This window comes from Paludisphaera soli (assembly GCF_011064595.1).
Taxonomy (GTDB): domain Bacteria; phylum Planctomycetota; class Planctomycetia; order Isosphaerales; family Isosphaeraceae; genus Paludisphaera; species Paludisphaera soli.
In genome coordinates, this window is sequence record NZ_JAALJI010000007.1 from 76202 (window position 1) to 91977 (window position 15776).

A 15776-nucleotide genomic window follows, 5' to 3' on the forward strand; every position below is an offset into this window, starting at 1 on the left:
CCGTCGGCCGCGGGGAGGCCCGCGACGCGGGGCGATCGTCGAGGATCGAGGGGGGCGGAGGGCGGGACGTCCCGCATCCTCCGGGGTTGATGTCGAGGTCGGGGTCGAAGGCTCTCGGGACGGCTCAGGCCGTCGCCGGCGCGGGTGCCCGAGGGGCCTGGCGGACGGGCTCGTCGAGCGGCTCCTGCCGCATCACGAAGTCCGGGAACAGCAGCGCGGTCAGGATCAGGGCCAGCAGGCAGGCCGGCAGCAGCACCAGGAACACCCAGAGGCGCTCGAACTTCAGGTGCATGAAGTACCAGCCCACCAGCGACGCCTTGACCGCCGCCATCAGGACGAGCCCGAAGACCAGCGGGCCGGTCGCGTCCTTGAAGAAGCGGGCGTAGCCGTACTCCAGGATCGTCAGCACCATCAGCCCGAACAGCACCTTCAGGTAGGGGGCGTGGGCCTCGGCCTGGGCGGCGGCCTCGGCCATCGCCGGGGTCGGAGGGGCGACCGGCAGGGTCGGCTCGGCGGTTTCGGTCATGGTTCGGTCCCCTTCGGCTCCGGCTTCGTTCGGCGCGGCTCGGGTGGTTCAGACGAGATACACGATCGTGAACAGCAGGATCCAGACGACGTCGACGAAGTGCCAGTACAGGCCGGCGTACTCGACGGCCGCGAAGTTCCGCGACGAGAACCGCCCGGTGAGCGACGCCAGGAAGACCAGGAGGAGCGTGACGACCCCGGCCGCGACGTGCAGGCCGTGGAAGCCCGTCACGGTGAAGAAGCAGGAGGCGAACAGGCTCACGCCGGGCCGGAAGTGCCCGGTCGGGCTGATCCCCGGCGGGTAGATCCGCCCCTCCAGCAGCTCGTGGTACTCGAACACCTGCACGCCGAGGAAGACGCCCCCGAGCACAACCGTGGCGAGCAGATAGAGCGAGCATTTGGCCTTCCGCCCGCGCTGGATGGCCGAGACCGCCAGGACCATCGTGGCCGACGAGCAGATGAGGATGAACGTGTTCACCGTCGTCAGGTCGATGCTCAGCGGGTTGGTCGCCGGGTCGTAGGGCCTCGGCCAGCTCGACGTCTTGAGCGAGACGACCTCGGCCTTCGCCCCCAGTCGATTGAGCCCCTCGGCGAGCTTCGTCGCGCCCTCCTCCGTCAGCCCGTTGACGACGCCGTGGGGGGCGGCGGCGAGGACCCGGGCGATCGCGGCCTCCCCCTTGCCGGTGGCCGCGGCGATGGCCTCGGCGGCCCTCGCGGGGTCGGCCCCCGGGGCGCCGAGGACCACCCCCTTGGAGTCGCCCAGGCGGTCCAGCGGGGTGGTCGGCGGGTAGAGGTTGCTGTACGCCGTGGGCGGGCTCCCCCCCCGGCAGACGATGTACGAGCCGATCAGGCCCGTGAAGAACATGATCTCGGTCGCCAGGAAGAGCCACATGGCGACCTTGCCCGGCGTCGCCGGCGCGGGGGACGCGTCGGCGGCGGGGTGTCCGTGGGCTCGATCCCCGGGGTGGGTCGGGGCGGCGGGGTGCGTCGGGGCGTCCGCTGGGGCCATCGTGGAGGGAACCTCGGGTCGCGGTCAGGCGGGCAGGGGGTTGAGCACGAGCAGCAGCAGGACGGCCGGCAGGTAGAGGATGGACGTCCGGAGCAGCCGGCGGGCGGTCGCGTCGTTGACGTCGGCCCAGAACCGGACGGCCGCGGCCAGGTAAAACAGGCCGAGCCCCAGCGCGGCGACGAAGTACCACGGCCCGGCCAGGCCGACGACGGTCGGCAGCAGCCCGGCCGGCACCAGCGCCAGGGCGTGCAGGGCGGCCTGGCGGCCGGTCATGGAGCCGTCCGGGTCGACCTCGGGGAGCATCTTCATGCCGCCCCGGGCGTAGTCGTCGCGGTGGATCCAGGCGATCGCCAGGAAGTGCGGGAACTGCCAGAGGAAGACGATGAGGAAGAGGGTCCAGGCCTCGACGCTCAGCGTGCCGGTCGCCGCCGTCCAGCCGATCACCGGCGGCAGGGCGCCGGGGACGGCGCCGACGGCCGTGTTCAGGGTCGTCAGCGGCTTCATCGGCGTGTAGACGAAGACGTAGAGCAGGAACGTCGCCAGGGCCACGCCGGCGGCGGTCGAGCCCGCGCCGAGCAGCAGGACGAGCGTCCCGCCCAGCCCGAGGGCCACGCCGAAGCCCGCCGCCTCCATCGGCGTGAGGCGGCCGGTCGGCAGCGCCCTCCGCTTCGTCCGCCTCATGAGGGCGTCGCGGTCGCGCTCCAGGTACATGTTCAGGGCGCTCGCCCCGCCGGCCACCATCGCCGAGCCGATCAGGGCCGCCGCCAGCGTCGCCGGATGCGCGCTGCCGCGGGCGCCGAGCAGGAAGCCCACGCCCACCGTGATCAGCACCATCAGCACGATGCGCGGCTTGGTCAGGGAGATGTACGCCGACGTCTTGCCGCCGACCTCGTCCAGGGCGACGACGTCGGCGGGGGCGGCGAGGGCGGACTCGCCCAGCGAGGCGGATTTCAAGCGACGACCTCCAGATCGACCGGGACGGACGGGGACGAAGACGGGGATGCGGCAAGGCTCGGCGACGGGGCCGGCGACGGGCCGAGGTGGCGGAACGCCCGCAGGGCCGCGACGACCGACGCGGCCAGCAGCACCGCGCCGTTGGTCTGGTGGACGGTCCGGACGACGGCCGAGTAGAAGGCCACCACGCGCGGCATGCCGTCGAACGGCCAGAGGGCGTAGAACGAGGCGAAGCCCAGCAGGATCTGCAGCCCCGCCAGGACCTCGACCGTCCGCGTCGCCGACCGCAGCGAGGGCTTCGGCGGCTCGTGGCGCTTCACGTTCACGAACAGGTGCGCCGCCACCCCCAGGATCGCCGTGCCGACGACCCCGTGGAAGACGGCCGCGGCCAGGCCGCTGAAGTGCCGCACCCACGCGCCGAGGGCGATCTGGGCGACGATCAGGGCCAGGACGATCAGCGAGAGCCGCCGCACCCCCTTCGCGTCCGGGGTCGGCTCGGCGTCGCTCAGCCAGTCGCGGCCGGTCATGGTCGCCAGGGCGACGGTCAGGGCGAAGAAGACCTGGCCCAGGCAGCCGTGCAGCGCGGCCAGCGAGGTCGAATTCTGCGTGACGCGGAACCCGCCCAGGAGCCCCTGGACGATCACGATCGCCAGCGCGGTCGCGGCGAGAGCTTTGACCCATCCCCGCCTCTCGCGGGCGAAGAGCCAGGCGCACAGCAGGAGCGTCGCCAGGCCCACCGCGGCCCCGTAGAGCCGGTGGGTATGCTCGACCTGGACGCCGAACGGGGCGTTCCAGAAGTTGTAGAGGAACATGTTCACGCCGAACGTCTGCGGCCAATCGGGGACGGCCATGCCGACGCGGTAGGTGGTCACCGTGCCGCCCACGTACAAGAGCGGCAGCGTGAAGACCGCCGCCAGCACGGCCGCCCAGTGCGGGGCGGGGCGGTAGCTCGGCGAGCGGGCGGATTCCGGATTCGGGCTGGTGTTCGTCATGGCATCGAGTCGGGGCGACCTCGGGCGTCGCCCCGGTTGGGACTCCCGGAAGAGGAGCGGGCCGGACGGAACGGGGCGAAGGCGGACGCGACGCGCGTCACGCCATGACCGGGTCCAGGGTGATGTTGTCGGGCAGGGGGGTGGTCTGGGGGAGGAAGTCGTCCTCGCCCCCCGGCACGCTGAACTCGTAGGGGGGGTGATACACCCGCGGCAGCGTCTCGAAATTATAGTAGGGGGGCGGCGACGCGGTGGCCCATTCCAGCGAATTCGCCTTCCACGGGTTCGGCCCGGCGACCGGGCCCGCGACGAGGCTGTAGAAGAAGTTCCAGGCGAAGATCAGCTGCGACGCCCCCAGGCCGAAGGCGCAGATCGTCATGAACTGGTTCATCCCGACCACGCCCGGCGTCCTCAAGAACTCGTAAACCGTCGGGTCCGCGATCCGCCGCATGTGGCCGTGCCAGCCGACGATGTGCATGAAGAAGAAGGTGCCGTTGAAGAACAGGAACGTCAGGAAGAAGTGGATCAGCCCCAACCGCTCGCTCATCATCCGGCCGAAGAGCTTGGGGAACCAGTAGTAGATCCCCGCGAAGACCGCGAACGTGCTGCCGCCGAACAGGACGTAGTGGATGTGGCCGACGATGAAATACGTGTCGTGGATGTGGATGTCCACCGGCGTCGCCGCCATGAAGATCCCCGACAGCCCGCCGATGATGAACATCGAGACGAACGCCATCGCGTTGAGCATCGCCGACGTGTACTGGATCCGCCCCCCCCACATCGTGCCGATCCAGTTGAAGACCTTGATGGCCGACGGCAGCGCGATCATCATCGTCGACAGCATGAACGTGGCGCCCAGCGCCGGGTTCATGCCCGACTGGAACATGTGGTGGCCCCAGACGATGAAGCCCAGGCCGGCGATCGCCCCCATCGCGATCACCATCGGCTTGTAGCCGAACAGCGGCTTGCGCGAGAAGGTCGAGATCACGTCCGAGGCGATCCCCATCCCCGGCAGGATCATGATGTAGACCGCCGGGTGCGAGTAAAACCAGAACAGGTGCTGCCAGAGCAAGGGCGCCCCGCCGCCCACCGCCGCGGGCGCGTTGGCGACCGCCCCGCCGACCGGCGTGAAGAAGTTCGTCCCCGCCAGCCGGTCGAGCGTCTGCATCAGGAGCGCCGAGGTCAGCACCGGCAGCGCGAACGCCTGGAGCAGGGCCGTGATGAACAGGGCCCAGACCGTCATCGGCATCCGGAACATCTTCATCCCCGGCGACCGCAGCATCACGATCGTCGTGATGTAGTTGATCGAGCCGGTCAGCGACGAGATCCCGGCGCAGAGCAACGCCAGCAGCCAGTAGGTCTGGCCGTTGAGCGACCCCGGCGTCGATCGCGCGGCGGTCGCCAGCGGCGGGTAGCTCGTCCATCCGGCCTCGGCCGCGCCGCCTTCGACGAAGAACGAGAGCGTGATCAGGACGAAGCCGGGCCACATAATCCAGTACGAGAACATGTTCAGCTTCGGGAACGCCATGTCCCGCGCGCCGATCATCAGCGGGATCAGGAAGTTGCCGAACGCGCCGGTCAACAGCGGGATGATCACGAAGAAGATCATGATCGTCGCGTGCATCGTGAACAGCTTGTTGTAGAACTCCGGCGGCATCTGGCCGCCGAGGCCGGGGCTCGACCAGAGCCACTGCGAGAGGATGGGCACCGGCTTCCACGGCCAGGCGAGCTGCCAGCGGATCACCATCGCCATCAGGCCGCCGACGGCGAAGAAGAACAGGCTGGAGAACAGGAATTGCACGCCGATGACCTTGTGGTCGGTCGAGAAGACGTACCGCGTCAGGAAGTTGGAGGCCGCCGCGGGGATGTGGTCGTGCGGATTCGGCTCGGTCGCGTTCGGACCCGCGCTCATCGGTCGTCCCCTTCCGGTTCGTCCGCCCCGGCGATCTGGCTCCGGCCCTGCTCGGCGAGCTTGGCCGCCTGCCAGGCCTGGAACTCGGCCTCGGTCTCGTGCACCACCACGTCGCCCCGCATCTTGTAATGGCCCCAGCCGCAGAGCTCGGCGCAGGCCAGCTCGAACCGCCCCGCGCGGTCGCAGTCGAACCAGACGGGGATCGCCATGCCGGGGACGGCGTCCTGCTTGATCCGCATCTGGGGGAGGAAGAACGAATGGATCACGTCGGCCGACTTCAGGTGGATGAGCGCCGTCTGGTCCTTGACCAGGTGGAGGTCGTTCACCGTGAAGAGGTCGTCGGGCGTCCCCAGCCGGCCGTCGGGCCCGGGGTACTTCATCGCCCACTGGAACTGCCGGCCGGTCACCTCGGCCAGGACCGGGGTCCTCGGCGAGGCCGACCGGAACTTGATCTTCGCCCAGGTGTCCATCTGGTAGAGGGCCAGGAAGACGAGGATCCCGGCCGGGATGACGGTCCAGATCACCTCCAGCCGCTGGCTGCCGTGGAAGTACTGCGCCGGGCGGACCGGCAGGCCGTCCTCGCCGATCCGGTCGGCGTAGCGGAACTGGGCCCAGACCAGGGCCGCCTGGGTCCCGATGAACACCGCGCCGGTGAGGACCAGGATGATGAGGAACAGCGCGTCGATCTCGCGGCCGAACGTCGAGACCGAGTGGTAGGGCTCCCCGGCGGGGTTCGGGAGCCACCAGTCGGCCGAGAACGGCGCGTAGGCGAACGCGCCGACGCTGAAGACGGCCGCGAGCGCGAAGATCAGGCTCCAGTATCGCAAAAAAGGGGGCTCCCACGGTCGGGCGTCCCCGGCCGCCGCGGGTCGCGAGGCGGGCGCGGGCGGGCCGGAGACTCGAACGTCAATCGAGACGGGGCGTCGGGCTGGGACGCCGGGGTCGGGTCAACTCATCATCGCCGGACCGCCGGGGCGTCGGCGGCCACCCCCTCGGCGGCGGCGGGGGCCGGCGCGTCGTCCAGCAGCTCGGGCTGATACGGCAGGGCGAGCACGAAGTTCACGAGGTCCCAGATCTGGGCGTGGTCGATCCCCGGGTAGTGGGCGGGCATCTGGGCCCCGGTGATCCCCTTGGCGATCCGCCAGTACAGGTCGATCGGCCGCCGGCCCCCCTTGTACACCGCCCGCGACAGGTTCGCCGGGCGGAGCGGGTTGCCCCACTCGTCGAGCTTCTGCTTCCACAGCTCCCGGGCCTTCTCGTCGAGCTTCGCCACCCGCTCGGGCATCTTGCTCGGGTCGCCGCCGAAGACGACCCGATTGAACACGTCCACGTCGACGAAGCTCGGGCCGTCGCCCAGGCCCTTGGCCCCGTGGCAGCCGGCGCACTCCAGCTTCTCCTTGGTCCGGCCCAGGAACAGCTCCCGCCCCCGGGCCACGCTCTCGGGCGACGGCGGCGTGCGCGGCACGGGCGGGTCGACGACGGTGTCGGCCGCGTCCTCCCACTTGCCGAAGACCGACTGCACCAACTCGTCGACGATGTCGTCCTCCAGGGCGTCCTCGTCCTCGTCGTCGGCGATGAAGCCTTCCTCGATCAGGGCCAGCTCGGTCTCGCCCCGGAGGCTCAGGAAGGTCACGTAATCGACGACCTGCTCGATCTCCTTCTTCGTGAGGAGCGCCTCGAACGCCGGCATCGACGTGCCGTGGAGGCCGTCGCGGATCGTCCGCCGCAGGTCGTCGCGCTCCGGACGCGCGCCGTTGGGGGTGGAGGTGAACTTGAACAGGCCGCGGCGGAAGTCGCGGGGGAGGGGGAAGAGGAATGGGGCCGTCGGCCCGTCGCCCGCGCCGGAGACGCCGTGGCAGTGCAGGCAATGGCGACGGTAGAGGCCGTAGCCGCCGGCGTGCGGCAGCTTCTCGGGCCCCTGGGCCGTCTGGACGTGGTTCGCCAGCAGGACGCCGAGGCGGCCTTGCTCGTCCTTGGAAAGCGGCGCCCCCTCGGGGACGTGGATCTCCTTCGGCGAGGGGCCGTACAGCCGCGCGAGGGTCTTGCGGGCCTTCTCCTGGATCCTCGGCTTGCCGGCGAGGTGGGCCTTGCCCTCGACCTCGCGGGACATCGCCGGCTGCTCCTCGTAGACGATCGGGCCGGTGAGATCCGCGTCCGAGCACCCGGCCGCCGTCGTCAGCAGAATCGAAAGTCCGAGGCCGAGCCGGATGCACCGTCGCACGATCACGCCGTCTTCTCCCTGGTTACCTACGCGACGGGCGATCCGGGGCCGCTGCGTCGCGGCCTCGCGGGCCGCGTCGGGCGTCCGACGCACGCTCGACGGACGGGGCGTCCCGTCGTCGGCGGCCGTTCGCGTCGCGGTCGAGCTTCGAGCGGGGGGCGGGGTTCGGGAAGCGGAGGTTTTCGGGCCGGCCCCCTGAGCCGTCGGGCTGACGCCTCGTCCGTATGGTAAAGTCATCGTAGCGGCCCGCCCCGACGCCAACAAGTCGGACGCCGATTTCGTCGGGTTCGACGAGTTCGAATGCTACGACTGTTCCGCACGAAAGCAGGCTCTCGCGCCCCGACCGAATGCGGCCGGCCGGGCCGGGCGTTGAACGAGGGGGGACGCCTATGAAGTCCATCAAAGACTTCGCGGACGCCGAGCCGAGGCCCCGGGTCGACCGCGGCCGGAAGATGCGCCGACTCGTCTTCGTCGAGCCCGTCGAGGATACCCCGGGTTACTGGGCCGCCACCCGCAAGCCGCTCCCCTCGCTCGTTTTGGTCGCCCCCGTCGTGCTCGCGTATGAGTTCGGCGTGGTCTGGCTCGGCGGTGCGTCGGCCACTTCGCTCCGCACCGGGGCCGACGCCTGGATCCGCCAGAGCCTGGCGGCGGCCGGACTCACCGACCACTGGCTGCTGCCGCTCTCGCTCTTCCTGGTCCTCCTCGCCTGGCAGGCCTGCCAGCCCAAGGGCTGGAAGTTCTCGCCGATGGTGGTCGCCGGAATGGTCGTCGAGAGCCTCGTCCTGGCGGTCGCCCTGGTGGGGGTCAGCCGCCTGGTGGACCTGGGCTTCGACCTGATGGAACGCACCCCGCCGCCATCCTCCTTGCTCCTCCAGGTCCCGGGGCCGCCCGACGGGACCGCCGTGCAACTGATCGGCTATCTGGGCGCCGGGGTCTACGAGGAGGCCCTCTTCCGGCTCCTGCTCGTCCCCGTCCTCTTCTATGCCCTGCGGATGCTCCAGACCCCCCAGGTCCTCTCCAGCGCCCTGGCGGTGACGGGCTCGGCGCTGCTGTTCTCGCTGGCCCACCACGCGGGCAACCCGGGCGAGGCCTTCACCTGGTTCGCCTTCATCTTCCGGTGGATGGCCGGCGTCTTCTTCGCCTGGGTCTTCATCCTCCGAGGGTTCGGCATCGCGGTCGGCGCCCACACGGCGTACGATGTCCTCGTCGGCTGGGTCGGCTGGGACGGTTGACGCCCGAGGCCCTTTGAGCAACCGTCGCCCCGCTTCGAGGCCCCACCGCCTTGCCCCCCCTCCGCCTGATCCACGTCTCCGACGTGCACGTCTGGAAGCACGAGTTCAACCCCCTGCGGCTGCTGAACAAGCGGGCCGTCGGCATGGCCTCGCTGCTGGCGGGCCGGGCGCGTCGTTTCCGGCTGGAGCGGCTGGCGCACGTCGTCGAGCGGATCGAGGCGGCCGAACCCGACCACGTCCTCATCACCGGCGACCTGACGACCACCGCCCTGACCGCCGAGTTCCGCCAGGCCCACGACGCCCTCGCGCCCTTGCTGCGCGACCCCGAACGCGCGACGGTCCTCCCCGGCAATCACGACCGCTACACCCGGATCGCCTTCCGCGAGAAACACTTCGAGCGCGCGTTCGGCCGCTACATGGGCGCGCCCGAGTTCCCCTGGATCCGCTTCATCGCCGACCGCACGGCGATCCTCGGGCTCGACCCCACCCGCGCCGCGCTCCACGCGCGAGGCTATCTGCCCGAGGCGCAGCTCGACGCCGCCCGCGTCTTGTGGGAGGAGCATCGCGGGTCGATCGACCGTCTGATCGTCGCCTGCCACTACCCGACCGACGCCCCGTCCGGCCTCCGCGACGACCTCTTCTGGAAGCGCCTGGACGAAGCCCCCCGGCTCGCCGACTGGCTGGCGACGCTCGGCCCGCACCTCTACTGCTGCGGCCACGTCCACCACGCCTGGGCGTTCACTCCGCCCGCCGTCCCCGAGGAACTCTGTCTGAACGCCGGCGCCCCGTTGATGCACGACGCGACCGGGAAGAATCCACCCGGCTACCTGGAGATCCTCCTGGACGGCCCCGACGTGGACGTGATCCACCACGCCTGGACCGGCGAGGGCTGGGAGGAGCGGCGGCTGGCGTCGCGCCCCGGCTTCTTCGGCCGGCCCGGCGGGTGACCTAGTCGCGCTGACGCGGCAGCGGCGGCGAGGCCAGGTACTTGCGGAAGGCGTTGATGTACGGCGTGTCGAACTGGATCTGGGTGATCGTGTCCAGCATGACGTAGGAGCGGTCGCGCTCCCAGCGGCCGTCGGGGGCGAAGATCCGCATGGCGACTTCGTGGTCGGTCAGGCCCACGACCGGGCCGATCAGGAAGTCGTCGTCCTCGGGGGCGAACCGGCTCTCGCACTCGATCACGATGTAGTCCCCACGGCGCTTCAGGGCGGCCAGGGCCCGCGAGGGGTCGTCGAGCGGGACGTCCCAGTCCGCGCCGACGTTCTCCATCAGGCCTTCGCCGGCCAGCACCTTCTCGGCGAAGCGGTCGACGGCCGTGCAGCGGACCCGGGCGATGTCGCGGAGGGGCAGCAGGACGTACCCGTCGAGCTGGAAGTCCCGCGTCTGGTGGAGCAGGACGAGGCGACGGCCCACGGCCAGGACGAGCCCCGTGACGTCCCAGTCGCCGGCGACCCGTCGGGTCAGGTGGACGTGTCGACGGGCGTCCGCCAGGCCCGAGAGTCGTTCGCGAAGTCGGTTCATTCGGGTCGTCATCCTTCGCGACCGGGGGCCGCATTCGGGCGGGCCCGCCGCCGTCTTCAGGAACCTGGGCCGGGGGCCTGGGCACGTCCCGCCCCCTCCGCCTTGATTATACGGGATTCCAGCCGGAGGAGTTGCTCCCGGATCGCCAGCTCCGCCTCCTCGATCCGGGCGTGCGTCGATCCGACCGCCGCCAGGATGAGGAACCCGAGCGCCGCGGCGAGCATCGGGCCCGACTCCGCCCCCTTGCCCAGGGTCGTCGCCGCCAGGCCCAGCCCGAGCAGCGCCGCGAGCGTGAACCCCATCGCGATCCGCGAGGCGACCAGACGCTCGGTCGAGAACCCCCCCCGACGTCGGGCCAGCGCCCAGACGGCGAAGGCCGCCCAGCCCAGCCCGAACAGCGCGAACATACCCAGCAGGCCCCGGACCGCCGTCGGCGTGGTCGCCGGCTCCGTCAGGGCCAGCGAACCCGCCACGACGAACCCCGCCAGCCCCGCCGTCGCGATCAGCACGTATCGGGCGGTCCTCCCCAACGGCCAGGTCGCCCCCAGCTGGGCGCCGAGGAGGGAATCGAAACGCTGGCGCAGCTCGGGATCCCGCAATTCGAGGTCCACAAACCCTTCGGGCCGCTCGGTCTTCCGCTCAGTCATGCGAACCTCCTTCGGGGCCGATCGCGTCGCGAAGCGCCCGCTTGGCCCGATACAGCCGGGACTTGACCGTGCCCGGGGGGATCCCGAGCACCTCGGCCGTCTCGGCGATGCTGAGGTCGTTCAGGAAGTACAGGGTCAGGACCTCGCGATCGGGCAGGGCCAGCCTTGTCAGGCCGTGATGGACCAGCTCGGCGTCGTCGAACCCGCCCCCCGAGTCCGGCTCGCCCGGCACGTCGACGTCGAGCCGCCCGGCCCGGGCGTATTCCCGGCGGTAGTGCGACATCACCGTGTTCCGAGCGACCTGATAAAGCCAGACCGGCAGCCGGCGAGGGTCGCGGAGGCCCGCGATCCCGCGAAGGACCTGCAGCCAGACCTCCTGGAGGATCTGCCAGGCCTCCTCCTCGTCCGACACGAGCTTCCGGATGAACACGAAGAGCCTGCGCTCCCAGGCCCGGATCAGCTCCTCGAACGCGGCCCGCTCCCCGCGACGGCAGCGGATCACCAGAAGTTCCCGATCGATCTCGTCCGAGTCGTGATCCATGCCTCGCCCCCCTTGAACAACCTCGATCAAGGAGTCGCAGAAGGCCCCCGCTCGGTTCATCGTCCGGAAATTTCTCGAAGGGCGAGATCCCTCCGCTTCAACCGGCGATCGTGGGCCACTATCAGGAAGGGCCGCTGCGCCCCGAGTCGGGCCGGCGACGGCGGCGAACGGTCCGGACCACGAACTCGACGCGTGGATCGCGACCGCGAATTCCCGCGAATCGCGCCGAACGAAGCCAATTTCCGGTGACCCTGGGATGGATGAAGTGGATGTGGCGAAAAGGTTTGCATCCGATGGGTTCGTTTTCGGGGCGGCGCGATCGAACCCAAACCCTGGGACGACCTGGGCGATGCCAGCGTCTCGATGGGCCAGCTCGAGATCGCGGCGAAGCCTCAGGATCGGCCCGACGCCGATCCACGAGGCCCTTCGAGTCCGTGGCCACCCGGTCTCCGCTCCTGGAAGGTGTCGGATGCGCCCAGGGCCGAGGGCGTTCGCATGACGGCGCACCAGGAGCGGACCGTTACGAAGGGGGCTCGTCCCGGGGAAACACGGCGGCGGGCGCTGATCGGCGTGGGACCGACGACGCGAAGCGCGCCGAACGAAGCCAATTCCCGGTGCCGGGATTTGGCGTTAACGATCTTGCAGAGCAGGAGTTGCGAAACGATCGGATTGGGTTCGCCCGGCGCGGACGAACCCAATCCCGAGGGGGCTCAGGTCAGGCCTGCCCGCCCTCGACTTCCTCTTCCTCCTCGATCTCCTCGTCTTCTAGGTCGTCCATCTCCTCGTCGAGGTCGCCCTCGAAGGAGATCTCGGCGAGGTCGCCGAGGCGGTACTCCTGGCCCTTGATCTGGAGCGCGAGGTCCTCCATGGCGGGGATTTCCTCGTCGGTCACGTCGTCCCGCATGGCGAGGGCTTCCAGGCCGTCGATCGCCTGGTCGAGGGCCTCGGCGAACTCGTCCGGGGAGATGCCCAGCTTCTCGAGGACGTCTTCCCTGGCCATGTAGACGATCTCGACCATGTCGTCGTCGTCGTGATCGTGGCCGCAGCCGCAGGCGTCGTCGTGCACGTGGTCCGGTTCCAGTTCGTCGCCGTTGTCGTTCTCGTTCAAGTGCTCGTTCACGGAGCTGTCTCCTGGGCGGGCCCTCGCGTCCGTCAGGACGCCCGGTCGGGGAGTTGAGGACGGGATGGGCAAGGAAGGTAGAAAGGCAAAATCGAGGCCGGACGAACCGACCAGGCGTTCGTCCGGCCCCGATTTGGTGGGAGGAGGGGGGGTTGTCGGGAGGGGCGTCAGCGCTTGTTGCTGATGTGGAGCATGGCGCGGAGCTGGGCGACGGCCTTGGCCTTCTCGGCGATCTCGGCGTCGGTGACGGCGGGGCGCTTGAGGATCTCGTCGAGCCGTTCGGCGGTGCCGTTGGTCTCGATCTTGGCGGCGGGCAGGGCCCGGTTGGTCAGGACGGTGACGACGTTGTCGCGGACCTGGGCGAAGCCGCCGTCGACGAAGTACGACTCCGACGCGCCGCCGACCTTGATTCTCAACTCGCCGTATCCCAGCCGGCCCAGCAGGGGGGCGCGGCCGGGGAGGACGCCCAGCTCGCCGTCGAACAGCGGCAGGGCGACGAAGTCCACGGTCTTGGCGAAGACGGTCTTCTCGGGGGTGACCACCTGGCACTGGAGGGGCCGGGAGGTGAGTCCCGGCCCGTCCGCGACGGCGGTTTCGGTCTGGCTGGCCATGATGATTCGCAGGCTCCCCTGTCGGGATGGGCTCGGTGTCGTCCGGGTCGGTCAGATCGCGCCCATCTTCTTGGCCTGTTCCTCGGCCTGCTCGATGGACCCGACGTACATGAACGCCGACTCCGGCAGGTGGTCCCACTTGCCGTCGCAGATCTCCTTGAAGGAGCGGATCGTGTCCGGCAGCTTGGTGTACTCGCCCGGCTTGTTGAGGAAGACCTCGGCCACGAAGAACGGCTGCGAGAGGAACCGCTCGATCCGGCGGGCGCGGTGGACGATCAGCTTGTCGTCCTCGGACAGCTCGTCGACGCCGAGGATGGCGATGATGTCGCGAAGCTCCTTGTACCGCTGGAGGATCTTCAGGACCCGCTGCGAGACGTCGTAGTGCTCCTGGCCGACGTACTGCGGGTCGAGGATGCGGGAGTTGGAGCCGAGCGGGTCGATGGCCGGGTAGATCCCCTTCTCGGAGATCGACCGCGAGAGCACGATGAAGGCGTCGAGGAAGCCGAAGGTGGTCGCCGGGGCCGGGTCGGTCATGTCGTCGGCCGGGACGTAGACGGCCTGCACCGACGTGATGGCGCCCTTCTTGGTGGAGGTGATGCGCTCCTGGAGGGCGCCCATCTCGGTGGCGAGGGTCGGCTGGTAGCCCACGTTCGACGGCATCCGGCCGAGGAGCGCGGAGACCTCGGAGCCGGCCTGGCTGAACCGGAAGATGTTGTCGATGAACAGCAGGGTGTCGGCCCCGGTGGCGTCGCGGAACCACTCGGCCATCGTGAGGGCCGTCAGGGCGACGCGGAGGCGGGCGCCCGGGGGCTCGTTCATCTGGCCGAAGCACATGACCGTCGAGTCGATGACCGACTTGCCGGTGCTGCCGACCTTGGTCTCCTGCATTTCCAGCCAGAGGTCGTTCCCCTCGCGGGTCCGCTCGCCGACGCCGGCGAACACGGAGTAGCCGCTGTGGACCGACGCGATGCGCGAGATCATCTCCTGGAGGATGACCGTCTTGCCCAGGCCGGCGCCGCCGAAGAGGCCGATCTTGCCGCCGCGGACGAACGGCGTCAGCAGGTCGATGACCTTGATGCCGGTCTCGAACAGCTCGGTCTTGGGCGAGAGGTCGTCGAACGAGGGGGGGTCGCGGTGGATCGGCCAGCTCTCGGTCGAGTGCACCGGGCCGCGGCCGTCGATCGGCTGGCCCAGCAGGTTGAAGACCCGGCCCAGGGCCTCCTTGCCGACCGGCACGCTCACCGGCGAGCCGGTGTCGACGACGGTCATGCCGCGGACCAGGCCGTCGGTCGAGCCCAGGGCCACGCAGCGGACCCGGTTGCCGCCGAGGTGCTGCTGCACCTCGCCGGTGAGGTGGATCGGGGCCCCCTTCTGGTCCGAGTCGACCGTCAGGGCGTTGTAGATGTTCGGCAGGTCGCCCTCGTCGAACTCGGCGTCGAAGGTCGAGCCGATCACCTGGGCGATTCGTCCGGTCCTCGTAGCAGTCGCCATCTTGCGGGATTCCTCGTCTTCATGCGCCGGGGAGGCGTGGATCTTCTGCGTGTTTCGGGGTCATTTCAGGGCGGTCGCGGCCCCGACGATGTCGGCCAGGTCGCCGGTGATCTGCGACTGGCGGGCCCGGTTGTACTGCCGGGTCAGGGTCTTCGAGAGCTCGTCGGCGTTCTGCGAGGCGCCCTTCATGGCCACCATCCGGGCGATCTGCTCGCTGACGGCCGCGTCGAGGAAGCACTTGAACAGCCGGACCTTGAACGAGACGGGGACCATCTCCTGGAGGATCCCCTCGGCGTCCGGCAGGAACTCGTAGGGCGTCCGCTGGCGGGCCGGGCCGCCGGCCGCCGGGGCGGCGTCCGCCGGCTTCGCGTCGGCGTCGGCCGCGTCGACCTGGATCGGCAGCAGGGTCCGCACCACGGCCTCCTGCCGCGAGGTGTTGACGAACCGGGTGTAGGCGACGTCCATCCGGTCGATCTTCCCTTCCAGGAACATCGCCAGGTAGCGCTCGGCCAGCTTCTCGACCTCGGCGAACGCCGGCTTGTCCTCGAACTGGAGGTAGCCGACGCTGATCGGCAGCTTGCGGTACTTCCAGAAGTTCTGGCCGCGCTTGCCGGAGATCTCGACGTCGACCGTCGAGCCTTCGGCCTGCAGGTCCTGGTAGTCCCGCATCGCGGCCCGCAGGACGTTGCCGTTGTAGCCGCCGGCCAGCCCGCGGTTGCTGGAGAGGACCAGCAGCAGCGAGTTCTTGACCGGCTCCCGCTTCTCGAACAGGGGGTGGGGGGTGGACGGCGACGATTCGCCGAGGTCGGCGGCCATCTCGGCGATCTTCTTGGTGTACGCCTCGGCCTCGACCGCGCGGTCCATCGCCTTGCGGAACCGGGCCGTGGCGATCAGCTCCATCGTCCGGGTGATCTTCCGAATGTTGTCGACCGCCTTGCGGCGTTTGATGATCGCGCGGGCCTTGGCCATCTTGGGTCTCTCGGGATTCGCTCGGGACGCC

The 15776-nt window shown here is 69.9% G+C and carries 16 protein-coding genes; 2 read left to right on the top strand and 14 right to left on the bottom strand.

Annotated elements, in window-relative coordinates:
- Nucleotides 1–124: 124 nt before the first annotated feature.
- The 7 genes from G6O68_RS11290 to G6O68_RS11320 form a co-directional block, all read right to left on the bottom strand.
- A complete protein-coding gene (locus G6O68_RS11290; protein ID WP_165247713.1) occupies nt 125–526 on the bottom strand; it encodes a cytochrome C oxidase subunit IV family protein in 402 nt (133 codons plus the stop codon).
- A 48-nt stretch (nt 527–574) separates the two neighbouring features.
- Complete coding sequence (locus tag G6O68_RS11295) at nt 575–1534, bottom strand: cytochrome c oxidase subunit 3 (RefSeq protein ID WP_165247715.1); 960 nt, start codon at nt 1532–1534, stop codon at nt 575–577.
- A gap of 24 nt (nt 1535–1558) precedes the next feature.
- Nucleotides 1559–2488, bottom strand: coding sequence for a heme o synthase (gene cyoE / locus G6O68_RS11300; protein ID WP_240911126.1), 930 nt, complete (start codon nt 2486–2488; stop codon nt 1559–1561).
- Complete coding sequence (locus tag G6O68_RS11305; RefSeq protein ID WP_165247717.1) at nt 2485–3480, bottom strand: COX15/CtaA family protein; 996 nt, start codon at nt 3478–3480, stop codon at nt 2485–2487. Before G6O68_RS11305 ends, cyoE begins: the two co-directional genes overlap by 4 nt.
- Before the next feature lie 97 nt (nt 3481–3577).
- The gene (locus G6O68_RS11310; RefSeq protein ID WP_165247719.1) at nt 3578–5389 is read right to left on the bottom strand and encodes a cytochrome c oxidase subunit I; all 1812 of its coding nucleotides are present in this window, start codon (nt 5387–5389) and stop codon (nt 3578–3580) included.
- Complete coding sequence (locus G6O68_RS11315) at nt 5386–6216, bottom strand: cytochrome c oxidase subunit II (protein WP_165247721.1); 831 nt, start codon at nt 6214–6216, stop codon at nt 5386–5388. Before G6O68_RS11315 ends, G6O68_RS11310 begins: the two co-directional genes overlap by 4 nt.
- Nucleotides 6217–6344: 128 nt before the next feature.
- Nucleotides 6345–7616 carry a cytochrome c gene (locus tag G6O68_RS11320; protein ID WP_240911127.1) on the bottom strand — a complete coding sequence of 424 codons (1272 nt, stop codon included), beginning with the start codon at nt 7614–7616 and terminating at the stop codon, nt 6345–6347.
- Nucleotides 7617–7999: 383 nt separating this feature from the next.
- On the opposite strand from G6O68_RS11320, the gene G6O68_RS11325 reads away from it, so the two are divergent.
- Together G6O68_RS11325 and G6O68_RS11330 are read left to right on the top strand one after the other, a co-directional pair.
- A complete protein-coding gene (locus G6O68_RS11325) occupies nt 8000–8842 on the top strand; it encodes a CPBP family intramembrane glutamic endopeptidase (RefSeq protein ID WP_165247723.1) in 843 nt (280 codons plus the stop codon).
- A gap of 50 nt (nt 8843–8892) precedes the next feature.
- A complete protein-coding gene (locus G6O68_RS11330; protein WP_165247725.1) occupies nt 8893–9789 on the top strand; it encodes a metallophosphoesterase family protein in 897 nt (298 codons plus the stop codon).
- 1 nt (nt 9790) lies between these two features.
- On the opposite strand, the gene G6O68_RS11335 is transcribed toward G6O68_RS11330, so the two are convergent.
- From G6O68_RS11335 to atpG, 7 genes are all read right to left on the bottom strand, one after another.
- Entirely contained in the window at nt 9791–10366 is a 576-nt protein-coding gene (locus G6O68_RS11335) for a hypothetical protein (RefSeq protein WP_165247727.1), read from the bottom strand.
- A gap of 56 nt (nt 10367–10422) precedes the next feature.
- Nucleotides 10423–11013, bottom strand: coding sequence for a hypothetical protein (locus G6O68_RS11340; RefSeq protein WP_165247729.1), 591 nt, complete (start codon nt 11011–11013; stop codon nt 10423–10425).
- Nucleotides 11006–11554, bottom strand: coding sequence for an RNA polymerase sigma factor (locus tag G6O68_RS11345; RefSeq protein ID WP_165247731.1), 549 nt, complete (start codon nt 11552–11554; stop codon nt 11006–11008). The genes G6O68_RS11340 and G6O68_RS11345 overlap by 8 nt, the downstream gene beginning before the upstream one ends.
- 715 nt (nt 11555–12269) lie before the next feature.
- Entirely contained in the window at nt 12270–12674 is a 405-nt protein-coding gene (locus G6O68_RS11350; RefSeq protein WP_165247733.1) for a hypothetical protein, read from the bottom strand.
- A gap of 167 nt (nt 12675–12841) precedes the next feature.
- Nucleotides 12842–13285 (bottom strand): ATP synthase F1 subunit epsilon, encoded by a 444-nt coding sequence (gene atpC, locus G6O68_RS11355; RefSeq protein WP_165247735.1) that lies wholly within the window; start codon nt 13283–13285, stop codon nt 12842–12844.
- A gap of 51 nt (nt 13286–13336) precedes the next feature.
- Nucleotides 13337–14776 carry a F0F1 ATP synthase subunit beta gene (gene atpD, locus G6O68_RS11360; protein WP_165247737.1) on the bottom strand — a complete coding sequence of 480 codons (1440 nt, stop codon included), beginning with the start codon at nt 14774–14776 and terminating at the stop codon, nt 13337–13339.
- Between the two features lie 60 nt (nt 14777–14836).
- The gene (gene atpG / locus G6O68_RS11365) at nt 14837–15745 is read right to left on the bottom strand and encodes an ATP synthase F1 subunit gamma (RefSeq protein WP_165247739.1); all 909 of its coding nucleotides are present in this window, start codon (nt 15743–15745) and stop codon (nt 14837–14839) included.
- Between the last annotated feature and the right edge of the window lie 31 nt (nt 15746–15776).

What these genes read in the sequence shown, in the direction of transcription:
- G6O68_RS11290 (WP_165247713.1), bottom strand. Translation starts at nt 526, where the DNA reads ATGACCGAAACCGCCGAGCCGACCCTGCCGGTCGCCCCTCCGACCCCG.
- G6O68_RS11295 (WP_165247715.1), bottom strand. Translation starts at nt 1,534, where the DNA reads ATGGCCCCAGCGGACGCCCCGACGCACCCCGCCGCCCCGACCCACCCC.
- G6O68_RS11305 (WP_165247717.1), bottom strand. Translation starts at nt 3,480, where the DNA reads ATGACGAACACCAGCCCGAATCCGGAATCCGCCCGCTCGCCGAGCTAC.
- G6O68_RS11310 (WP_165247719.1), bottom strand. Translation starts at nt 5,389, where the DNA reads ATGAGCGCGGGTCCGAACGCGACCGAGCCGAATCCGCACGACCACATC.
- G6O68_RS11325 (WP_165247723.1), top strand. Translation starts at nt 8,000, where the DNA reads ATGAAGTCCATCAAAGACTTCGCGGACGCCGAGCCGAGGCCCCGGGTC.
- G6O68_RS11335 (WP_165247727.1), bottom strand. Translation starts at nt 10,366, where the DNA reads ATGAACCGACTTCGCGAACGACTCTCGGGCCTGGCGGACGCCCGTCGA.
- G6O68_RS11340 (WP_165247729.1), bottom strand. Translation starts at nt 11,013, where the DNA reads ATGACTGAGCGGAAGACCGAGCGGCCCGAAGGGTTTGTGGACCTCGAA.
- G6O68_RS11345 (WP_165247731.1), bottom strand. Translation starts at nt 11,554, where the DNA reads ATGGATCACGACTCGGACGAGATCGATCGGGAACTTCTGGTGATCCGC.
- atpC (WP_165247735.1), bottom strand. Translation starts at nt 13,285, where the DNA reads ATGGCCAGCCAGACCGAAACCGCCGTCGCGGACGGGCCGGGACTCACC.
- atpD (WP_165247737.1), bottom strand. Translation starts at nt 14,776, where the DNA reads ATGGCGACTGCTACGAGGACCGGACGAATCGCCCAGGTGATCGGCTCG.
- atpG (WP_165247739.1), bottom strand. Translation starts at nt 15,745, where the DNA reads ATGGCCAAGGCCCGCGCGATCATCAAACGCCGCAAGGCGGTCGACAAC.